General features: G+C 37.0%; 17 protein-coding genes. 12 read left to right on the top strand and 5 right to left on the bottom strand.

Annotation, left to right across the window (positions count from 1 at the left end):
* Positions 1-7 precede the first annotated feature (7 nt).
* Positions 8-1261, top strand: coding sequence for an FHA domain-containing serine/threonine-protein kinase (locus tag HG267_RS11725; RefSeq protein ID WP_045869130.1), 1254 nt, complete (start codon positions 8-10; stop codon positions 1259-1261).
* 51 nt (positions 1262-1312) lie between these two features.
* Here HG267_RS11725 and HG267_RS11730 read toward each other — a convergent pair whose 3' ends face one another.
* On the bottom strand, positions 1313-1534 hold the full coding sequence (locus HG267_RS11730) for a DUF4327 family protein (protein WP_045869131.1): 222 nt from the start codon (positions 1532-1534) through the stop codon (positions 1313-1315).
* A gap of 839 nt (positions 1535-2373) precedes the next feature.
* Between HG267_RS11730 and HG267_RS11735 the strand changes: the two genes are divergently transcribed.
* The 7 genes from HG267_RS11735 (at position 2374) to HG267_RS41730 (ending at position 11570) form a co-directional block, all read left to right on the top strand.
* Positions 2374-2796: a tetratricopeptide repeat protein gene (locus HG267_RS11735; protein ID WP_045869132.1), complete on the top strand. Its 423-nt coding sequence runs from the start codon at positions 2374-2376 to the stop codon at positions 2794-2796.
* 133 nt (positions 2797-2929) lie between these two features.
* Positions 2930-4546: a phosphoenolpyruvate mutase gene (gene aepX, locus HG267_RS11740; protein ID WP_045869133.1), complete on the top strand. Its 1617-nt coding sequence runs from the start codon at positions 2930-2932 to the stop codon at positions 4544-4546.
* Complete coding sequence (aepY, locus tag HG267_RS11745; protein WP_045869134.1) at positions 4546-5688, top strand: phosphonopyruvate decarboxylase; 1143 nt, start codon at positions 4546-4548, stop codon at positions 5686-5688. Before aepX ends, aepY begins: the two co-directional genes overlap by 1 nt.
* Entirely contained in the window at positions 5685-6794 is a 1110-nt protein-coding gene (locus tag HG267_RS11750; RefSeq protein ID WP_045869135.1) for a 2-aminoethylphosphonate aminotransferase, read from the top strand. The genes aepY and HG267_RS11750 overlap by 4 nt, the downstream gene beginning before the upstream one ends.
* Before the next feature lie 10 nt (positions 6795-6804).
* Positions 6805-7356, top strand: a complete 552-nt coding sequence (locus tag HG267_RS11755) for a class I SAM-dependent methyltransferase (RefSeq protein WP_045869136.1) — start codon at positions 6805-6807, stop codon at positions 7354-7356.
* Positions 7357-7399: 43 nt separating this feature from the next.
* Positions 7400-8953, top strand: a complete 1554-nt coding sequence (locus HG267_RS11760) for an adenylyltransferase/cytidyltransferase family protein (protein WP_052335119.1) — start codon at positions 7400-7402, stop codon at positions 8951-8953.
* Between the two features lie 64 nt (positions 8954-9017).
* On the top strand, positions 9018-11570 hold the full coding sequence (locus tag HG267_RS41730) for a glycosyltransferase (protein WP_045869137.1): 2553 nt from the start codon (positions 9018-9020) through the stop codon (positions 11568-11570).
* A 535-nt stretch (positions 11571-12105) separates the two neighbouring features.
* Here the strand turns inward: HG267_RS41730 and HG267_RS11775 are convergent.
* The 3 genes from HG267_RS11775 to HG267_RS11785 all read right to left on the bottom strand — a co-directional run bounded on the left by HG267_RS11775 (position 12106) and on the right by HG267_RS11785 (position 16512).
* Complete coding sequence (locus tag HG267_RS11775; RefSeq protein WP_045869138.1) at positions 12106-14355, bottom strand: O-linked N-acetylglucosamine transferase; 2250 nt, start codon at positions 14353-14355, stop codon at positions 12106-12108.
* Between the two features lie 114 nt (positions 14356-14469).
* Positions 14470-15006 carry a type IV pilin-like G/H family protein gene (locus HG267_RS11780; RefSeq protein ID WP_045869637.1) on the bottom strand — a complete coding sequence of 179 codons (537 nt, stop codon included), beginning with the start codon at positions 15004-15006 and terminating at the stop codon, positions 14470-14472.
* Between the two features lie 174 nt (positions 15007-15180).
* Complete coding sequence (locus HG267_RS11785; protein WP_045869139.1) at positions 15181-16512, bottom strand: class I SAM-dependent methyltransferase; 1332 nt, start codon at positions 16510-16512, stop codon at positions 15181-15183.
* 454 nt (positions 16513-16966) lie between these two features.
* Between HG267_RS11785 and trxB the strand changes: the two genes are divergently transcribed.
* The 4 genes from trxB (at position 16967) to HG267_RS11805 (ending at position 20891) form a co-directional block, all read left to right on the top strand.
* Positions 16967-18340, top strand: a complete 1374-nt coding sequence (gene trxB, locus HG267_RS11790) for a thioredoxin-disulfide reductase (protein WP_045869140.1) — start codon at positions 16967-16969, stop codon at positions 18338-18340.
* 218 nt (positions 18341-18558) lie between these two features.
* Positions 18559-19455, top strand: coding sequence for an ABC transporter permease (locus tag HG267_RS11795; RefSeq protein WP_045869141.1), 897 nt, complete (start codon positions 18559-18561; stop codon positions 19453-19455).
* A gap of 159 nt (positions 19456-19614) precedes the next feature.
* Positions 19615-19818, top strand: a complete 204-nt coding sequence (locus tag HG267_RS11800; protein WP_045869142.1) for a hypothetical protein — start codon at positions 19615-19617, stop codon at positions 19816-19818.
* A 176-nt stretch (positions 19819-19994) separates the two neighbouring features.
* Positions 19995-20891, top strand: a complete 897-nt coding sequence (locus tag HG267_RS11805) for an ROK family protein (RefSeq protein ID WP_045869143.1) — start codon at positions 19995-19997, stop codon at positions 20889-20891.
* A 271-nt stretch (positions 20892-21162) separates the two neighbouring features.
* Here the strand turns inward: HG267_RS11805 and HG267_RS11810 are convergent, their stop codons facing one another.
* Positions 21163-21585, bottom strand: a complete 423-nt coding sequence (locus HG267_RS11810) for a hypothetical protein (RefSeq protein ID WP_045869144.1) — start codon at positions 21583-21585, stop codon at positions 21163-21165.
* Between the last annotated feature and the right edge of the window lie 136 nt (positions 21586-21721).

Raw genomic sequence — 21721 nt, forward strand, 5'->3', positions numbered from 1 at the left:
TCGTATTGTGGTTACTCTGACACTGCTAGAACCGCAACAAAAAACGCCGCTTAAGCAATGGTATTTCGAGAATTCCTCTGTGATTCGCATTGGACGTGCGGCGGATAACGATGTTGTTTTAACTGATAGCTTAGTTTCTCGCTATCATCTAGAACTCAAACAAGTTAGTTCTGTTAAAAGTGGTGGTTTGTGGCAAGTAATTAGTCAAGGCACAAATGGCACTTTCTTAAATGGTGTGCTTGTGACCCAGAATCAGCTACCAGATAATTCTCTGTTACAACTAGCACAGGGAGGCCCAATACTCAAATTCCAACTGCAAGAGGTAACAGCACCAGACTCTTGGTTGCGGCAAACAGAACTACCAGGCTCAATGGAAAAAACCCTCTCGCCTGGATCTGTTCCCTGCACCCATGAAGGTAACTCTCCCAATAATTTGTTTTGCATCCATTGCGGTCAGCCTTTATCAGTACAAAAGACAATCCGCCAGTATCAAGTCTTACGAACACTTGGACAAGGCGGGATGGGTACTACCTATTTAGCTTGGGATGCAACAGGTGTGACTGCTAAACACCCACAATTGTTGGTGTTAAAGCAGATGAATGCCGATATGGTGAAAATTGCTAAAGCTCAAGAATTATTTGAGCGAGAAGCACATACTTTAAAATCCTTGCACCATGAAGGAATTCCCAAATATTACGACTTCTTTGTGGAAGGTGGCAAAAAATATTTGGCAATGGAATTAGTTCACGGACAGGATTTAGAAAAACGAATTTATACAACTGGGCCTGTGACACCCAATCAAGCGATCGCTTGGATGATCCAAACCTGCGATATTTTAGACTATCTCCACAGCCAACAACCACCACTAATTCACCGGGATATTAAACCAGCGAATTTAATGGTGCGAAGTTCTAATAATCGCATAGTTGTGCTAGATTTTGGCGCTGTCAAAGAAATTGGCACAGCACCAGGTACTCGCATTGGTGCAGAGGGTTACTGCGCTCCCGAACAAGAACGCGGACAACCCCTGACTCAATCCGATTTGTATGCTATCGGCCCAACCTTAATTTTTTTACTGACAGGTGAAAACCCGTTCAAGTTTTACCACCAACGAGGACGACATTTCCGGTTTGAAGTAGCTAGTGTACCTACAATCACGCCCCAATTAAGAGAGGTGATTGATCGCGTCACAGAGCCATTGCCGCGCGATCGCTATCAAACTGCGAAAGAACTGGCTACAGCATTAGCTACTTGCCGATAAATTAAGTAAATAAGCATCAGGTCTGAAGGTTGAAAATTCATCCTTCATCCTTTATTCTTCCTCGTCCCAAGCTTCCACTGCTAACAATTCGCTGATTGGATCTTGCATAGTAAATCCAAAATCTAACAGTTCTTGTTTCCAGTGTGGCCAATCGTTGCCATAGAGCAAAGCGATCTTCCAAATGCTATCAGTTGGCTTGATAATATTTGATTCTACGAGTGATTGCACGTTACGCTGCAATTTCACCATTGGGTGAATTACTTGCTGAGTCATAACCTCGATTTAATTCAGATTTTGTTTAGTAAATGCTTAATCAAAACTGCTTTCCGTTTTGTAAATGCTACCGATGCGTAGAGCGTTCTAATCTGGCAAAGCTAGTCTTAACTATTTAACTATACCATAACTTACTCTACTAAATTAGCGGTCTATCGGTTTTGTACGGTAATTACCACCACAAAACAAAGATGCCTATCGCACAGTCATCGTAGACATTGAAAGCACAAAACAGCCGTCCTCATCAATGCATGGATCACATAAGCAAACACGACTTGTAAAACTGTATTGGTTTTAGTCAACGGAATATTTGCAAATTTTGAAAAACCCATACAATACGGGTAGTTGAGAATTTTTATTGTGCAAGAGCAAAACAATTTTACCGTTTTGTATTTGCATCTTATATAGAATATCGCAAACATCTAAACTTCAACAATCAGATTGCAAATCTTTATAAAACTTTCATGATGCTGCTCAATTGCGATCGCGCAACAGTATCCTAGCTTACGGTTTGCATATATCAAAATCTTGCTAAAGATAGATAGAGTGAATAGCTCTCATAAATCCATAACTCATGCCAATACTATTGATGTGTGATTTTGGCAGAGAATGCGATCGCTAGTAAAGCTGCTGTGTTGCTTGATTGAGGGAAGGCGATCGCAACCTAAAATCATTAATGTTCTACTGGATTAGCATAAATAACATCAAATATTCAAAATCTACCTTTGAATTTTGTGTAAAACATTTTTTCCTCAGATGATAGTTTGCTGTGAGCCGTGGGTATCCTCATATCGGGAGGGCTGGTATCACCTAAGTATTTACCACAGCATTCATTAAGTATGGCTAGTTCAGGGGAAGACTACCTCATTAATCGCAAAAAACAAATTAAGCGACGACAAAAGTTGCTTACATTTATATCTCTAGGATCGTTCTTAGGTTCTATTGGGTTTTCGGCGTTTCCTGTGATTCAAAAGGCTATTCAGCCGTCTAAGACAGTAGTTGCATCTCCAGATTCTGCACTAAAACAGCGAGAAAAGGGTTTTGCACTGGTTTTGCAACGAGAACCAGACAATCAAGTGGCTTTGCAGGGATTGGTAAATGTGCGCTTAGGTTTAAAAGATACTCAAGGTGCAATTCAACCCTTAGAGAAGTTAGTCCAGTTGAGTCCTGATAATCAAAATTACAAAGTTTTATTAGAGAAATTGAAGAAAGAACAAGTCAAAGGTAATTCCCAAACTAATAAACAGTCTAAACCTAACTAATACTATTGACTCAAGCATCATCTAAGTATGTAATTTAGATTTTGTGCGCTCATGAGAGCCTCAAAATAGACTAAATTCACAGAAAAAATACTGTTCAGCAATTAATAATTACTCTAATTTTTAGATAGATATAATGAAAAAAACCAAGCAGTTACGACAAATTATTAATTCAAAAACTCTTGAGTTTTTAATAGAAGCTCATAATGGTTTAAGCGCTAAAATTGGACAAGAATCAGGATTTAAAGGCATTTGGGCGAGTGGGCTTTCTATATCTTCAGCAATGGGAGTTAGAGATAATAACGAAGCCAGTTGGACACAAGTCCTAGAAGTACTTGAATTCATGTGCGATACTACTTCGATACCAATTCTCTTAGATGGAGATACGGGTTACGGTAATTTTAATAATGTTCGTCGTCTAGTCAAAAAATTAGAGCAAAGAGGAATTGCTGGTGTTTGTATAGAAGACAAAGTTTTTCCAAAAACGAATAGTTTTATTAATGGCGCAACACAACCATTAGCCAATATAGAAGAATTCTGCGGAAAAATTAAAGCGGCTAAAGATGCTCAGTCTGATGAGGATTTTGTCGTGATTGCCAGAATTGAAGCTTTGATTGCAGGTTGGGGTTTACCAGAAGCCCTCAAACGGGCTGATGCTTATCATCAAGCTGGGGCTGATAGCATTTTAATTCATAGTTCTTTGAGAACTGCCGATGAGATTTTAGCTTTTAAGCAAGAGTGGGGGGATCGCTGTCCTGTTGTTATTGTTCCAACTAAATATTATACAACTCCTACTCAAGTCTTTCGGGATTATCAATTTTCAGTTGTCATCTGGGCTAATCAGATTTGTCGAGCAGCTATCACAGCTATGCAGCAAGCCGCAAAAAGGATTTTTACAGAAGAAAGTTTATTAACTATTGAAGAAGAGATTATTTCAGTAGCCGAAGTTTTTAGATTGCAAGGAGCCTTAGAATTACAAGAAGCAGAGAAACGTTATTTGCCTCAAAATCAGAAAGGTATTGCAGCTTTGTTATTAGCTGCATCAAGAGGTATAGAGTTTGGGCAACTTACTGCAGATAAGCCCAAGTGTATGCTGGAATTAAAAGGCGAACCTTTACTGTCTCAAGTTGTGAATAATTACCGCACAATTAGCATCAAAGATATTACAGTAGTGCGAGGCTATAAAAAAGAAGCTATTAATTTGCAGAATCTAAATTATGTTGATAATGATAATTATGACTCTAGTGGAGAACTGATGTCTCTCTATTTAGGGTTAGAAGGAATATCTGCAAAAAATCAAGATTTAATTATTGGTTATGGAGACGTACTCTTCAAAAAATATGTATTACAGCTTTTATTAGATAGCGAACAAGATTTTGTAATAGTTGTTGATGCTGATAGTAAAGCGCATTTAAATTCTGTCAGACCGGACTATGTAAAATGTACGTTACCGAATTCTCAACAAGCATTCTATACAGATGTATATTTACAACAAATTAATAGTCAAATTTCTCCAGAACAAATTTGTGGAATATGGACAGGTCTTTTCAAGGTTTCCAGTGCAGTTCAAAATATTCTGCGGGATACTATCAAAACTTTATTAATTGAAGATGAAATACAAGAGCAAGGAAGAATACCACAATTAATCAATGAATTAGTGCATCTTGGCTATGTTATTCATGTAATTTACATTAAAGGAAATTGGTTAGATGTAGATGAAATTCAAGATATGATTACAGCTGGGGGTTTCTAATGATACCTGCTAAAACTTTTATTCAAGCTACACAAAGTTTAGGATTTGCGTTATATACAGGTGTTCCTTGTTCCTATCTCACTTCTTTTATTAACTATGTAATTGATGACTCTGCTTTACGCTATGTCGGTGCAGCGAATGAAGGTGATGCAGTCGCAATTGCATCAGGAGCAGAATTAGCAGGAGTTCCTAGTATTGTCATGTTTCAAAATTCAGGTTTAGGCAATGCGGTGAACCCGTTAACCTCTCTTAATCAAATTTTTAAAATCCCAATTCTGATGATAGTAACTTGGCGTGGTCAACCTGATGGTGACAAAGATGAACCGCAACATCAGATGATGGGAGAAATTACTCCCCAATTGCTGGAACTGATGCAAATACCTTGGGAATATTTCCCCACAGAGGTTGATGAAATTCAGCCTACTTTAAAGCGTGCAGTGCAAATAATGAGGATTGAACAAAAACCTTACGCTTTAGTAATGAAAAAAGGTTCAATCGAAACTTGTTCCCTTAATTCTGTCCTCAAGGTTAAGTCTTATTCGTTAACGGCAAATACTGCAGAATTAGAAGGAGAAGCAAGTTTTAGCCGCCATGAAATGCTCAAAAATATTCAAAATTATATGAGTTCTAATGATATTTTATTAGCGACCACAGGTTATTGTGGTCGTGAACTCTATTCTATTGCAGATAATGCATCCCAATTTTATATGGTTGGGTCGATGGGATGCGTTTCAAGTTTAGGATTGGGTATAGCAATTAGTAAACCCCAACAGCGTGTAATTGTTTTGGATGGAGATGGAGCAGCACTAATGCGTTTAGGTGCATTAGCTACTATTGGTTATGAACGTCCAGCAAATTTGCTCCACATTTTACTTGACAATCAATGCCATGAATCTACTGGCGGTCAATCTACTGTTTCGCATTCTATTAATTTTAGTGCGATCGCATCAGCTTGCGGTTATCAAAAAGTTGCTTGTATATATACTCCAGAAGAGCTAGAAAATTACTTAAAATCACCTTCCAAAGAACTAACTTTCCTGCACATTAAAATCAAACCTGGTATCCCAGAACAACTACCTCGCCCCAAAATTACACCGCCAGAAGTGGCTCAACGTTTACGAGAATTTTTACAAAATAAATGACTATCAACCATCGTAATATTCTACTTAATCCTGGCCCTGTAACACTAAGCGAGAGAGTTCGCCAAGCTTTGCTTAGAGAAGATTTGTGCCATCGAGAGCCAGAATTTGCTCAATTGATGTTAGACATTAAAAGTCGCTTAGTTAGTGTATATCCAGAAGCTGTAGGAAATTATGAAGCTATTGTACTCACAGGTTCAGGTACTTGTGCAGTAGAAGCCATGCTATCAAGCCTGATACCACAATCAGGAAAAGCTTTGATTGTTACCAATGGTGTTTATGGTGAACGCATGGCCAAAATGGTGAAAATCCATCAGAAAAATTTGGTAGTAGTCACATCGCCTTGGGAAGAGCCAATGAATTGCGATGCAGTAGAGCAGCATCTAACCCAAGATTCTAGCTTTACTCATGTTGTTGCTGTTCACCATGAAACCACAACAGGAAGATTAAATGATATAGCCAAATTAGGCGAAATTTGTCGAAGTCGAAATGTTGCTTTGTTACTAGATTGCGTGTCCAGCTTTGGTGCAGAAAACATCCAATTTTCTGAGTGGAATTTAGAAGCTTGTGCTGCAACTGTTAATAAATGCTTACATGGTGTACCCGGATTATCATTTGTACTGACTAAAAAATCTGTATTTGAGTCTCGTTATACAGCAGCATCCAGTCTATATCTTGATATTTATGGCTATCACCAACAACAGCTAGAAGGTTATTCTCCTTTTACTCAATCTGTTCAAGTTAGCTATGCTTTACAGGAAGCCTTAAAAGAATTAGAAGAGGAAGGCGGATGGCAAAGTAGAAATGAATTATATAAAAACCGCTCACAAATTATTCAAAATAGTTTGCAATCTCTAGGAATAAGAACATTATTAAATTATGCTGACTATTCTTGCGTTTTAAAATCCTATCGATTACCGCCTGATTATTCGTACTACGATATACATAAGCAGTTAAAAAAACATAAATTTATAATATATGCTGGACAGGGTGGTCTAGAAAAAACTATATTTAGGATTGCTAATATGGGCAATATTTATCACAGTGAAATTCAAGAACTAATTCAATGTTTTGAAAAATTATTTTTAGCCAAAGCAATTAAATTATAAAGGTATATTTATGTCTTTAGACTGGCATGAAGTTTGGGAGAGAAAGGGAAGTTTAGAAACAGAAGATTTAAAAGAGTTAAATGGATATGAAGAGACAACAATTGATCCAAATTTTGTTGCTAATCAAATAACTAAAATACTAGACATTCAACCTACAGATAAAATTTTAGAAGTTGGTTGTGGTGCAGGCATGTTGGCTCAATATTTAGATTGTAACTATGTAGGAGTTGATTATTCTCAATCTCTAGTAAAGAAACATATTAAATTACTTTGTAACTCAGTTCTTCACGGTTCGGCTGATAATTTAATTTTTAAGGATAAGTCATTTGATAAAGCCTTTTCTTATAGCGTATTTCACTATTTTCCTAACCTCCAATATGCTCAAAATGTAATTGAAGAAATGAGCCGAGTGTCCAAAACATCTATATTCATAGGAGATTTACCAATTCAATCTCATCGCTCGGAACATCTTTTATTTAAACCGCAAAATTTTCCTATGGCAGAAATTAGTCAAGGTTTTTATAATCTAGATAGATTTAATGTCTTAATTAAGACTAATTAATCATAGATATTTCTCAGAATTTTAAAATTTTATTCATATATTTATGCACAATACCAAACCAATCCGAATTTATGTTGATATGGTAGCTGATTTATTTCATGCAGGTCATGTCAACTTTCTCAGTCAAGCAAAATCTTTAGGCGATCAATTAGTTGTAGGTATCCACTCTGATGATACTGTTGCTGGATATAAACGCCAACCTATTATGAATATGGTTGAAAGAATGGCAGTCGTTGAAAGTTGCCGCTATGTTGATGAAGTTATTCCCAATGCTCCTTTAAATGTGACTTTAGAATATTTAGAAAGCTTAAATATTGACTATGTTTGTCATGGGGATGATGTCAATGAAGAAAATCTCAAAAACTGGTATGGAGAAATTCAAAAGCAAGGTCGTCTTAAACTAGTTCCTTATACAAAAAATATTTCGACAACTAATCTTTTACAAAGGTGTTCATCTACTGATAAATCCTGTTTTGTAAGTCAGCCAATTCGAGTAGATTTTATTGCTTATCATGATTTACAAGCACAGGCAGGATTATCTGTATTTGAAAGCATGAGTCAACATTTTGACTGTCGTTGGTTAATTGGCCCTAATCAACAACCAACAGATGCACAGGCAGCTATTTTGTTGGATCATACTCAACATCATCCTCATATTAAAAAATCTGTTAATAGTTATCAATATTTATTTTATTTACATCATGATTTGGGAGATATAGATGCTTATGAAATAGAAAAAAATAGGTTAAGAGACTTTAATATTATCTTCGTTCCTGGAGATGTTCATTACCATCATGCTCAAAAAATATTAGGCTCAACTTACGCACAGGCTTTTCAACAACCTACAAGATTAATTTTGCAAGGAGGGTGGCCAAAATATGACAAAATGCAAATTCCTAAAGAATATAGCGAACTTGCCCAAAAATTATCTAACTTACCGTATAAATATACTATTTTATATGCACCAACTTGGGGATATACAAGGGAATGGGAACAATTATTACCTCTATTTAAAAATCTTCAATGTAACGTAATTATTAAGAATCATATTTATGTAAATCCAGGTCAAGCCTATCCGCAGGGTGCAGAAGTAATATATGAAAGTTCTCTTCGTTCTGTTCAAGAAATGGAGGAAACAGCTTTAGCTTATAACCTACCCAACATTATTGTTGCACCTAGAAAATTAAATATCTGTAGCTTATTTCCTTTCGTAGATGTATTAGTTACCGATCAATCATCCGTTAGTATAGAATTTCTCTCATTTGGTATCAGTATAGAAACAGGTCGTTTTAATGCAGATCCAAACCAGCTACAACCTCAATCTAGTCTGATTTCAAAAGATATTCTTTTTAAGCCATTAAAAGAACTACAGGAAGTATTCGCTTCTGATAGCTCTTTCCATAATCTCATTGAAATTGAGAGCCAAAAGCAGCATCGTGACTCAATTGTTAATCATAATATTAAATCTTCCGGTGCACTTATCGCTCAATTGATTGATCGTTATATTGCATTTTGGCAAGTTTTAGAGAATCCACTTAAAAGCCACTCAGAATTGGAAACATTAATGAATCAATGGCATCAATTACTGGTTAGTTAATCAAGTTATATAACTGATTTTTCTAATAGGCAATGTTAAATTATTAAATTTTGGCATTAATTTTATGAAAATTAACTCACAAGAACTATCAAAATTAGAAAACTTAATAGATGATTTACCTGAAGTCTATCAATCTATCTATTTGCATGGAGAATTAATTAGAGAAGGAGTTAGAGCTAACGATTTTGAAAGGTTAGAAGTCATTAGAAATTATATTAAACCCAAACAAACTATTCTCGATATTGGGTCTAATGTAGGATTTTTTACTATTAACTTAGCTAAATTATTTCCTCAAAATGTTTTTATAAGTATTGAAAAACAATATCCTTATGCACGTTTGCAACAGGCATTAATTAAATTAGAAGGTGTCAATAATGTAATTTTAATTCACTCTGAAGTCACGACAGAATGGTTATATAAAGCTACCCAAGCATGTGTTTACTTTGATGTAACTCTTTTGTTATCAGTTTTACATCATATTCCAGATGCAGAAAATTTTCTAACAGAATTAAATGAAATTTCTAAATCTTTTATTATTGAACTTCCTCACCCTGATGAGTCAAGAGTTTGTGGTAAGGATATATTGAAAAAACAACTTACTTTAGAAAAAATTAGTCAATTTAAACCTGTTTTTATCAAAATGTCTTATGAAGCTGCAACCCATTGTGATACTGATTTAAAACGTTCATTTTATTATGCTGATTCTCCTAATTATGCCAGAGAATCTATTTTTCCCTATATAGGTTATCCTTTACAACCTCGTAATTATTTTCTAAAAACTGATGCAGAAGGATTAATAATTCACAAATCACATCTTAATCAAGATATTAGAACTGTTCCGGGCGTACTTCTATCTGATGTTGCTCAAATTGGAGAGATTTTAGTACCTAATTATGAAACTTGTAATCAGAAAATTGAGGCTGAATTTGATAGGCTGGAAAAGCTAGATAATGTTGCTGATATTCGACCTTGGAATATTTTATTAACAGCAGAAGGCTTACAGTTTATAGATTACCAATATACTCAAGATTTAGATAACCACCTAAAATTTAGTAAAAATAGAGATTTAGATTTCATTAAAAATTATTTCAACTTAATTTTTAATGTCCATACTCAACCACAAATTATCATTGACGGAGTCTTTTTCCAATTATATAAAACAGGAATAGCTAGAGTTTGGCGATCGCTACTAGAAGAATGGGCAAACACTGAATTTACAAATCATATTTTAGTCTTAAATAGAGCCAACACTGCACCAAAAATTAATGGTATCCGTTATCTGACAATTCCCCCATACGACTATAACAATACCGCAGCTGATAAAAAGATGCTTCAACACATCTGTGATGAACAAGAAGCAAAATTATTTATTTCTACTTACTATACTTCTCCAATTACAACGCCTTCTGTATTCATGGCTTATGACATGATTCCAGAAGTGATGGGATGGGATTTAAATCATCCTATGTGGAAAGAAAAGCATCAAGCGATTCAAAACGCCTCAGGATATATATCTATTTCTGAAAATACAGCCCATGACTTAGCTAGATATTTCGATAATATAGCTTTAGAATCTGTCACTGTAGCTCATTGTGGGGTTAGCAATACTTTTTCACCAGCCCAAGCAGAATTAGTCAATGCTTTCCAAAATAAATACGGTATTCATAAACCTTACTTCTTAGTAGTTGGTGGTGGTAGCGGTTATAAAAATAGTATTTTATTCTTCCGTGCTTTTTCACAACTTACTACTAGCCACGGATTCGATATTATTTCTACTGGCGCTGGTAGTATGTTAGAGCCAGAATATAGAGCTTATACTTCAGGTAGCGCTATTCATACACTACAACTTAGTGATGAAGAATTAGCTATAGCTTACTCTGGTGCAGTGGCATTAGTTTATCCTTCTAAATATGAAGGTTTTGGAATGCCTGTAGTTGAAGCAATGGCTTGTGGTTGTCCTGTTATCACCTGTCCTAATGCTTCTATTCCTGAAGTAGCAGGAGATGCAGTTATTTATGTTCAAGAGGATGATGTTGATGCATTGGCAAATGCTATGTGCGAAGTACAAAAGCCTATAGTACGTAATGCCTTAATTACAGCAGGTTTAGCGCAGGCTCAAAAGTTCTCCTGGACAAAGATGGCTGGAACAGTTAGCAAGGCGCTAATTGATGCAACTTTGTTATCCTTAAATTTAAAAGATATTAATCTCATCATCTTTCCCGATTGGTCACAATCAGAAGAAGAACTCGGTTTAGAGTTACAAGAAATAATTCAAGCTTTAGCAACTCATCCTGAAAGTGAAAAGATTAGCTTGTTGATTTATACAGCTAATATAACTACTGAAGATGCAGAAATATTTTTATCTAGTGTCGCCATGAATCTTTTGATGGAAGATTTAGATATTACTGATACCATAAATATTTCTTTAATAGATAAGTTGGGGGATATACAATGGCGATATCTGTTACCTCTGATCGATGGTCGAATAATTCTGATTAATGAAGATGAGACAGCTTTAGCAGAAGCACGAGTAACCGAGATACCAATCTATCAATTAGATAGCGCGATAAAAAATATCCAAGCTACTTTCCCACGCTTAAGTTTAACTACTGACTAATACCAATTTAAAAACAGAATGTGACATATCGTAGGGGCACGGCAGTACCCATACGTGTCAACTTAACGTGAAACCCGCTCTTGTGGAAGGTTTCGCCCTCACCCCCAGCCCCTCTCCCACAGGGAGAAGGGAGCAAGAGATGAATGGCACTAAGATAACGCCAAACCCATTACCTATAAGGCTTTTGGGTGTGGGGTGTCGGGTGTGGGGTGTAGTGAATAAGTGCGAATCGTTGGCTAGAAACTAAGACCCATAAGGGTTTGGAGGATTAGCCGCAAGGTACTGAACCTTGACAACTGAATGACCTTGATGTGTTGCAAAAATTATTTGATTTGGGATGAGTTTAATTTTTCAGACTGCTAGTTAAACCATGTTTTTACAAGATTTGAATTGACAGCGTTTTTCAACTAAATAAATTCACAAGTAAGGGCACAACAGACTTTGTTGTGCCCTTCACTAAGTTACTATTGGGTTCCAATTGGCTGTAATTATAGAGTTTCGTCGCACCAACCCAATTTACAATCAGCCAGGAATTTTAACTATCAAGATATCTGTGCCACATTTGTTGATAAGCTTTCTCCATCTCATAGGTAAATTGTTTGGCATTCCATAGCGGTGATGTATGTCTTGACTGACGCAATTTCCAAGAAATCTGTTGTCGTAATTTCTCATCCTTACCTAGGCGCACACCCCACTCTAAATACTCTTCTTCATTCCAAGCAATACCTTCTGTAATACCCGCATTCATCATCATAGTGTAGCTATTACGTGCAGAGAACTGTTCACCAACTCTTGTAACTAGGGGAAGACCCATCCACAAGGTTTCTAGCGTAGTTGTTGCGCCATTATAAGGATAAGTATCAAGTACAACATCTGCTATCTGCAAATTAGCGCGGTGGACAGCTTCGCTACGGGCATAAGGTAAAAATTTGATCCGTGAAAAATCTACGCCTTCTTCTTGGGCAATCTCTTCAAAAAAGACCTTGGTTTTTTCTGGGTCTGCATCACCTTTAATTAAAAGATAACTATTAGGTACTTCCTTAATAATTTTCATTTGTAAATGTAAATGCGGTTGATGCCTTTTATATCCTTTTTGAGTCATAAAATAGATAATTGCATCATTAGGAATGCCTAAATCATCCCTACGTAAATCAGGGACATCTATTTCAAAACCATCAATTGCTATATAAGTTTGGGGTAATCTCCAAATAGTTTCACTGTAGTAATCTTGTGCTGATTCTGGTAATACATAAGGGTCAGCAATAAAGTAGTCTATTGATGGTAATCCTGAGCTATCCCAACCTAACCAAGTTGCCTGTATAGGCGCAGATTTAATAGACATTAATTCGCAAGCCTGATCTAATGTCAAACTATCTAAATCAATTAAAATATCAATTTCATCTTCTTGAATTTGGCTCCAAATTTGCTCATGGTTGCGGAGACCAAATTGATGAAATTTAAATGACTGATTAAGGAAATGATTTTTTGTAAAATTATCTAATACTTCAGATTCATGAAGAAAATAGCAATGAATTCTAAAGTTTTCTGGATTGTGATATTTAAAAATCCATCGACATAACCAAGAAACTGAATGCCTTTTAAAACAATGAGAAATATAACCTATATTTAGAGTTGATTTATTTTGACTACGATTATTTTTACGTAAATTTAAATATTCGCTGTATGATTTATAAGATTCTGAATAATAGTTAGTAACTTTGGCTTGACAGAAACTAGATAGTTGATGCTGAATAGTGTGATTTCTTTGTGGCTGGTCTTCAAAGTATGGTAAGAAAAATAAAGCATCAAACAACCTTGTAACTTGTACTATATTAATATCACCAGGTTCTTTATCTATTAGCTGTTGAGTTAATATAATCTGATCTTGTAAGCGAGAATAAGCTTCTTGCCAATAGCTACCAGAAGTCATCAATCCTCTGAGAACAAGATAATTTGAACAAATTTTTTCGGCTAAAGTATTGCTCAAATCATAACAAGCTTTAGCTGTTTCTATTCCCTTTTCAAATTTTTCCTCATTTTGATAGAAATGCGACAATAGAGTCAGTATTTCTGTATATTCAAGATGAGAATTTTTTGGTACTCTCTGTAAACAAAGCTCGGCAAATTTTGATGCTAAATCTGGTCTTTTATAAAAAGCAGAAAATTTAATGCATTGCAGCATTACAGCCTCAATCATGCCCATTACATAGGTATCTGAATATGCTTGGAAAGCTACTTGCACAAAATTAAATATAGAATCAAGTGCTTCTGCTACTGTAGTTAAATAAACTAAAACCTCTATCATAACATCTATCAATAAACGAATATCGCAATTATCGATGTTGAGAGGTAAATAGTTACAAATTTCTGCTAAAATTTCTGGGCAATCGTCTTTAAATGCCTCTAATTTAGTAATAAGATAAGCAATATGTAATAGATTATTAATATTTTCAGGAGAAATTTCTCTGATATGTTGACGAATTGCCCAAGCAACATGATAGTCTTCAATTGTGATGCGTCGGGTTGCTTCTGTCTCTAAAACTTCTAATAATTCTTGAGTATCACCATCTGCTTCTGCTAATTCTGATAAGCCTGTAAACCAAGTAAATTGTGCTTCTGTTTCCTGACCTTGTAATAATAAAAATAATCCTAAATTCCAATAATAACTTTTAACTTCAGGCTCTTGTTTAATTGCCTCTTCATAAAGTTTAACAGCAGCATTGTACTGTTCATTAACAAGATACTGTTTTGCTTGTTTTTGCCATTCATTAACTAATTGAGTCATAAATAATTTCTTATTTTATTAACTGTACTATAAATAAAAATATCCACCCTCCATCTTTATCATGGAAGGTGAACTACAATCTTTTAATACTGGTAATAAGTAACAATACAACAATTACTTAATTAACTTACCATCACTATCACAAGTTGTACCACCTGCTGTAATTGTAGCTGAACCTCTTGGTCCTACGTTATTAGTTTCACATAGGTAAGCTACACTTGTTAACTCAGAGTTAGCACCAATTTTTTTCAAGTACACATGACCACCGTAGTTTTTCAAACCACTGCTTGATGTTACTAAGCTTGAGTCGTTGATTGCATAAGCTAGACCGCTGTTATCGCCTGTTACAGCAGTGAATTTGTAATTTGCAGTTTGGCTAGCAATACCAATCCCCATTGAATCAATACTGGCAGTAAATGCGTCGTTTTCTGTCATGTATGCTTGCTGACCTCTATTCATAGAACCAACATAGGTCTTAGCTTCAGATTGTTTAGCCTTTTTAGCTTGGTTCAAGAAGGAAGGTAGAGCAATAGCAGACAGAATACCAATGATGATAATTACAACTAACAATTCAATAAGGGTGAAACCTTCTCCTTCTTTCTTTTTACCGAGGATGTGTTGGAGAAATTTAGCTTTTAGTTCGGTTTTCATAAGTGTTTTCCCAGGAGTAGGGTGGGTTGTTTGTTCTATAAAGAACTTACCCATTTCGCTTAAATTCATATCACCCAACTAAAAAATTTTTTTCTATTCTGTCCTATCACTCTGAAAACCTTGCTATTGCTATATTTCAGCAAATACTTTGCACTAGAGCCTCTTGTATATAGTCTAGGAAGATAGCTTTTCCAACATAATGCAGTCAAAACCTTCTAGTGTTGATAGGGTATTTTTCACTAGTTCAAATACTTGATCAGTTTCTATGGGTTTTCCCGTAAGGCTATCAATAGGTCTACGTTGCTGCCAATACTCTACTAAGTCCATCATTAAATATGGTTTGTCAAATAAAGGAAGTAGACACAGAGCCATAGAACTATCTATATAAATAGTTTCTTTATTCAAGGTAACATTTCTAAACATGGGGAAAACTTGACTTCTGTTGATGCAGTTATCGATATGGCTTTTAAAATTTAAGTTATTAAATTGTGGATGTAGATAGACTTTAGTATTTAGCCAATCAGAATCATCCCACTCAGCAATGGGTGTAAAAGTGCGCTCTGGTTGCGGGTGTCCACACCAAAAATCTAGTAGTCTATGCATAGGATGTAGTAACTCAAATAACTCTAGCTGTTCCTCCATGGAAATCTCTGGTAGACTCATAGCTAAAAAAGCTGGTAAGTTATCAGGCTGTTGAAATAAGCTCATTAAATCCCACTGCCGCCAATTCAACATGCTAATAAATTCTAAGTCTGCTGCTCTTAAAGCTGCAAACATATCACTAACTGTATAGCCTTTATCTCCTTGAAATAGATAATTCATCAAGATACGCTCTTTTTTATCATCCTGTTCAAAATCATGACTCCAAGTCCTATCCTTGAGTAAAACATTATCTTTAAGGGACTTCATCGTATCAGTAACAATTTCTATCTCTAAATCTCCAGGATTATCTTCCATTAATCCCATAATGGTAAATGCCTTTTGAGCGCAGAAAATATTAAACCTCTGGATTGCACTATGTAAATTAGCTCGAATTATCCCCCCATTATTTAAAACAGATTTCATGGATTTTAGTGCCTGAACAATATCAGGAAATAAATATAGAGTCTCATTACAGTTTATATAATCAAATTTATAGTTCAATTTTGCTAAATCATAGATTGACAGAACATAAAACTCTGCATTATCAAATCCGTGGTACTGAAGCCTATGTTTTGCCAATTTGATTGATTCTTCTGATATGTCAATACCAACTATTTTGGCTCCCGTGTTAGCAGAAGCTAACACTAAAGATTTATAACCACTTCCACAACCTGCATCTAAAATAACTTTATTATGGCTGTCTATAACTTGCTGATTTCGCAAATAGTATGCAGTTGCTAAATTATGAATATATAGTAAGCTAATATCCTTTTTAGGAGACTTTTCTAGCGGTATATTAGGATAGGGTGCGCTATCAAATTGTTGGCGGATTTTATTCCATAAATCAGAGGTTACATTATTCATAATCACTACTATTAATTTTGGAGTTCTAATAGTTAACCCTACTCAGATAAAATTCTAGGTTTGGTAGCATTAACTGTGTACAGGTGCAATTGTAAGCTAGTTATATTTTTTGTGCTATATTTAACAACTTATGTATTTGCTAATTGACTGTAGCTATGTAGCAGCCTGAAGAACGAAATGTAGTAGAAATTCCTCTAGGTCGGTCAATACTGAAAAACAATAAGGTAGCTTACAAAAAGCACTTTTACACTCATCACCAGTGGACTTCGCTAATTCACTGGTAAGGGCTGTTATTAATCAATGAGCGCGAGAAAAAGTTGCGAGAGTCCTTGTTACCCTTGTAAGCGCCCACATACTCCTATTTTTCAATTTGCGATCGCTTCACCTCTGGCGTAGCCAATTGAAGTTTGTTATGCTAGATTAAACGTAGTCGTTATGAGTTCGTATAAATAGTATGACTAACCCGACAGTAGAAAACTTAGTAATCATCGGTTCTGGGCCAGCCGGGTACACAGCGGCTATCTATGCAGGACGCGCTAACCTCAAGCCTGTGGTATTTGAAGGTTTCCAGGCTGGGGGATTACCTGGCGGGCAATTAATGACAACAACGGAAGTAGAGAACTTTCCTGGATTTCCCCAAGGGATTACTGGGCCGGAACTGATGGATCGGATGAAAGCTCAAGCAGAACGCTGGGGGGCTGAGTTATATACAGAGGATGTAATATCAGTTGACTTGAGTCAGCGTCCTTTTACGGTTCGTTCTGAAGACAGGGAAGTTAAAACCAACAGTATTATTATTGCTACTGGTGCAACGGCAAAACGGTTGGGTTTGCCCAGCGAACATGAATTTTGGAGTCGCGGGATTTCAGCTTGTGCGATTTGCGATGGTGCAACACCAATTTTCCACGGCGCAGAACTGGCTGTGATTGGTGCTGGTGACTCGGCGGCGGAAGAGTCTATTTACTTAACCAAATACGGTTCTAAAGTGAATCTGTTGGTACGTTCTGATAAAATGCGGGCTTCTAAAGCCATGCAAGACCGCATTTTGAGCAACCCTAAAATCCATGTACATTGGAACACAGAGGCCGTAGATATATTTGGTAACGGCCACATGGATGGGGTCAAAGTTCGCAATACTAAGACTGGCGAAGAAAGCACAATCCACGCCAAGGGTTTATTCTACGCTATTGGTCACAATCCCAATACCTCATTATTTAAAGGGCAACTAGAACTAGATGAGGTGGGTTACATAGTCACTAAACAGGGTTCCCCAGAAACCAGCGTGGAAGGAGTGTTTGCCGCAGGCGACGTGCAAGATCATGAATATCGCCAAGCGATTACGGCTGCTGGTAGCGGTTGTATGTCAGCAATGTTGGCAGAACGCTGGTTATCTACTAGTGGTTTGATTCAAGAATTCCATCAACAGCCAGAAACACCAGTTAATGAATTGGAATATCAGCCAGCAGCCCACAAAACTGAAGCTGAACAACAGGCTGAATTTAATTTAAATGCAACCCGTCATGAAGGTGGTTATGCTTTGCGGAAATTATTCCACGATAGCGATCGCTTACTTTTGGTAAAATACGTTTCTCCAGGCTGTGGCCCTTGTCATACCCTCAAACCAATATTAAATAAGGTAGTCGATGAATTTGACGGCAAAATTCACTTTGTCGAAATTGACATCGATAAAGACCGTGATATTGCTGAAAATGCTGGCGTGACAGGAACACCAACAATTCAATTGTTCAAGAATAAGGAACTGTTGAAGGAAGTCAAAGGCGTAAAGCAAAAGAGCGAATATCGCCAGTTGATTGAGAACAGTTTGTGAGGGACTGGGGATTGGGGATTCTTTACTGGGAATGAGGGGGATGAGGCGGATGAAGGAAAGGGGACAAGGAAGAAATAACAAACACCAAATCCCCAGTCCCTAGTCCCGAGTTCCCATTACCCCTTATCCCCAGAGGGGGCCCCGAGTTCCCCAATTCCCAATACCTACTCTGATATGTAAAATGGTCAGCGTATCTTGCTCAATGCAGGCGATCGCTCATGGCCATGACAAAACGGCAGCTGCCGTCTTTTTTACGTTTTCCGAAAAATCCGAATCTTTCTCAGCGATTCATGTTGATTGGGTTAGCCATCACCCTGCTGTTTCTCTTGTTGGCATTTTTCGCTCCGGTATTTCAAGCTTGGGGATGGCTGCAAAACCCCAAAGATTTTTTATCTAACCCGATTCACGATCCACCATCAGCTAAATATTGGTTTGGTACTAGCCGCCTAGGGCATGATGTGTTCTCCCGGACGCTATTTGGCGCTCAAGCTGCTTTGCAGGTGGTAATTTTAGCAACAGCGTTGAGTATGGTCATTGGCGTGCCATTAGGTATGGTTAGCGGCTATCTGGGCGGTAAATTGGATAAAGTACTGCTATTTTTAATGGATAGTATTTATACCTTGCCTGGGCTACTACTATCCGTAACGCTAGCATTTGTGGTTGGGCGAGGAATATTAAATGCCGCGATCGCGATTAGCATTGCTTACATTCCTCAATATTACCGAGTTGTTCGCAACCACACTGTGAGCGTTAAAACTGAAGTGTTCATTGAAGCGGCTCAAGCAATGGGTGCTTCTACATGGATAGTGCTGTCTCGGTATTTATTTTTTAACGTTATTCAAAGCGTACCTGTATTATTCACCCTCAATGCTGCCGATGCGATTTTAGTGTTAGGCGGGTTGGGGTTTTTGGGTTTAGGATTGCCAGAAGAAGTTCCAGAATGGGGACATGATTTAAAACAAGCTTTAGAAGCCCTACCTACTGGCATTTGGTGGACTACGCTTTTTCCTGGTTTAGCGATGACATTAATGGTGGTAGGGTTATCACTACTTGGTGAGGGTTTAAATGAATTTGTCAATCCCCGTTTACGACGACAAAATAGTATTCGGAAATAGTTCACTCAACTGAAGTAAGAAGTATAAAGTATAAAATTCAGCCGCCTATAGAGGGGTGAGGAACTCATCAAAGAAAAACCTATCTTTTTTAATAATGGGCGTGTCCTAATTTTTTACTTTATTCTTTATCCTTAATCATTCATCTTTTTGGAGATTTGTGTGAAAGACAACTTGACTTTAATTGCTGCAGCTACTGGTGGGTTTATGCTTTCTGTGGCTTTATCTGGGATTTTACGGGGAACACCAGTTACCGCTTGGCAGGCTGAATCAAATGCGCGGGTGGCGAATGTGACGAATTTACAATTTGCAGCTAATAAAACTGAGGACTGGGAATTTTTTAGTACCAAAACGCAAAAAAGCTAATATGCTTTTTACAAGTAATTGGGAATTGGGCATGGGGCATGGGGAATTGGGCATTGGAAACAATTTTGGAGTTTATATTAGAATCCAAAATCCAAAATCCAAAATCTAAAATCCAAAATTCTTAGTCCCCAGTCCCCAGTCCCTAGCTTGGCGCTTGTTGGTAAATATTTATTAAAGTGGTAAATTCTCAAGTAATTGGTATTGATTTGGGGGGAACAGCGATTAAGCTGGGGCGATTTGATCGAGATGGCAATTGTCTGCAATCTTTGACAGTAGCAACTCCCCAACCATCCACACCCGAGGCTGTGGTGGCGGTGATGGTGGATGCGATCGCCCAAATTGATCCAGATAATCAAACTATAGCTATTGGTGTTGGTACTCCTGGCCCGGCTGATGCGAAGGGACGGATTGCAAAAATTGCCATCAACTTGACAGGATGGCGAGATGTTCCTTTGGCCGATTGGTTAGAAGCGAAAACGGGTAAGCCGACGATTGTGGGTAATGATGCTAACTGTGCAGGTTTGGGCGAATCTTGGTTGGGCGCTGGTCGCTATTTTCAAAATTTCATTATGCTGACCTTGGGCACTGGTGTAGGCGGTGCCATTATCTTAGATGGCAAATTATTTATTGGGCATCAAGGTGCAGGCGGCGAATTAGGATTAATTAGCTTTAACCCACATGGCCCTATTTGTAATAGTGGTAATCGCGGTTCTTTGGAACAATACACTTCAATTACAGCGATTCGTCGCCGTAGTGGTAAAGAACCTCATGAACTAAGTACTTTGGCTCATGCTGCAGATGCAGAAGCTTTAAACTTTTGGCAGGAATATGGTAGAGATTTAGGTATTGGTTTGACGAGTTTAATTTACGTCTTAACACCAGAAGCGATTGTGATTGGTGGTGGTATTAGTGCCTGTTTCCAGTTTTTTTTGCCTGCAATGAAAGCTGAAATTGAGCAGCGAGTTATGCCTACATCCCGTGTAGATTTACAAATTTTGTCAGCAGAATTAGGCAATACTGCGGGAATAGTAGGTGCTGCAAAGTTGGCATGGCAGCAATTATTAGGGTTGTGAATTATCGTTTTTACAACGCTCCACAAAGTAGGTAAAAAGATGCGATTTTGCTACAACTTTTACCAATTTAAAAGTATTAACGATATATAAAATTATTCATCAGGGCAAGGCAGTGCCTTGCCCCTAGCCTTTAACTAACAATATGGTTTGGTTATAGAGGAAAGATTAATAGTAAAGGTTTTCTATTTCCCTTTTACCTTGAATTTGGCAAGTATTTGGTAAGGTGAAAATTGCTAAATTTAAATTTTATGACGAATTTTTAACACATTTTCTAAGATAAAGAATATCCTGTTGCTTTCTGAACGTATTGCAATACTTTTTGATAGGACTCTGGATTACTCACTGGATTAATGATGATGGGAATAGTCCCATCAGGCAACCAAAAAGTTATCCTGCCGTTGGCTTCTTGGCAAAAAGAACTGATGCAATTGAGGTTAATTACATATTCGTTATTTTCATACAGAATTTTCACCCAATAAGCATCTTCTAGTTCGACTCCTGTCACACGTTCTATATAAGTCAAAATCTTTTGATAGTCTTGATGGTTATTTTGTGGGTTAATTACAATCGGAATTGCACAATCGGGTAACCAAAAGGTCACCCTACCATTTTGTTCATAACAAAACGCGTTAATACGGTCGAAATTGACTACGTATTGTTTCCTCTCGTAAATGATTTTCACCCAGTACACCACAAAATCTCCTCATGTCCCCAGTGATGTCGCTGCTACTTCACAAAAATTTACAATTCAAATCGCAAAGAAGCTACTCTATAATTCTGAATTTTAAATTACTGTTGCTAGCTTACACCAGTAATGCCCTGGGGAAATA

Origin of the sequence: Tolypothrix sp. PCC 7601, assembly GCF_025677855.1 — a bacterium.
Classification (GTDB): domain Bacteria; phylum Cyanobacteriota; class Cyanobacteriia; order Cyanobacteriales; family Nostocaceae; genus Aulosira; species Aulosira diplosiphon.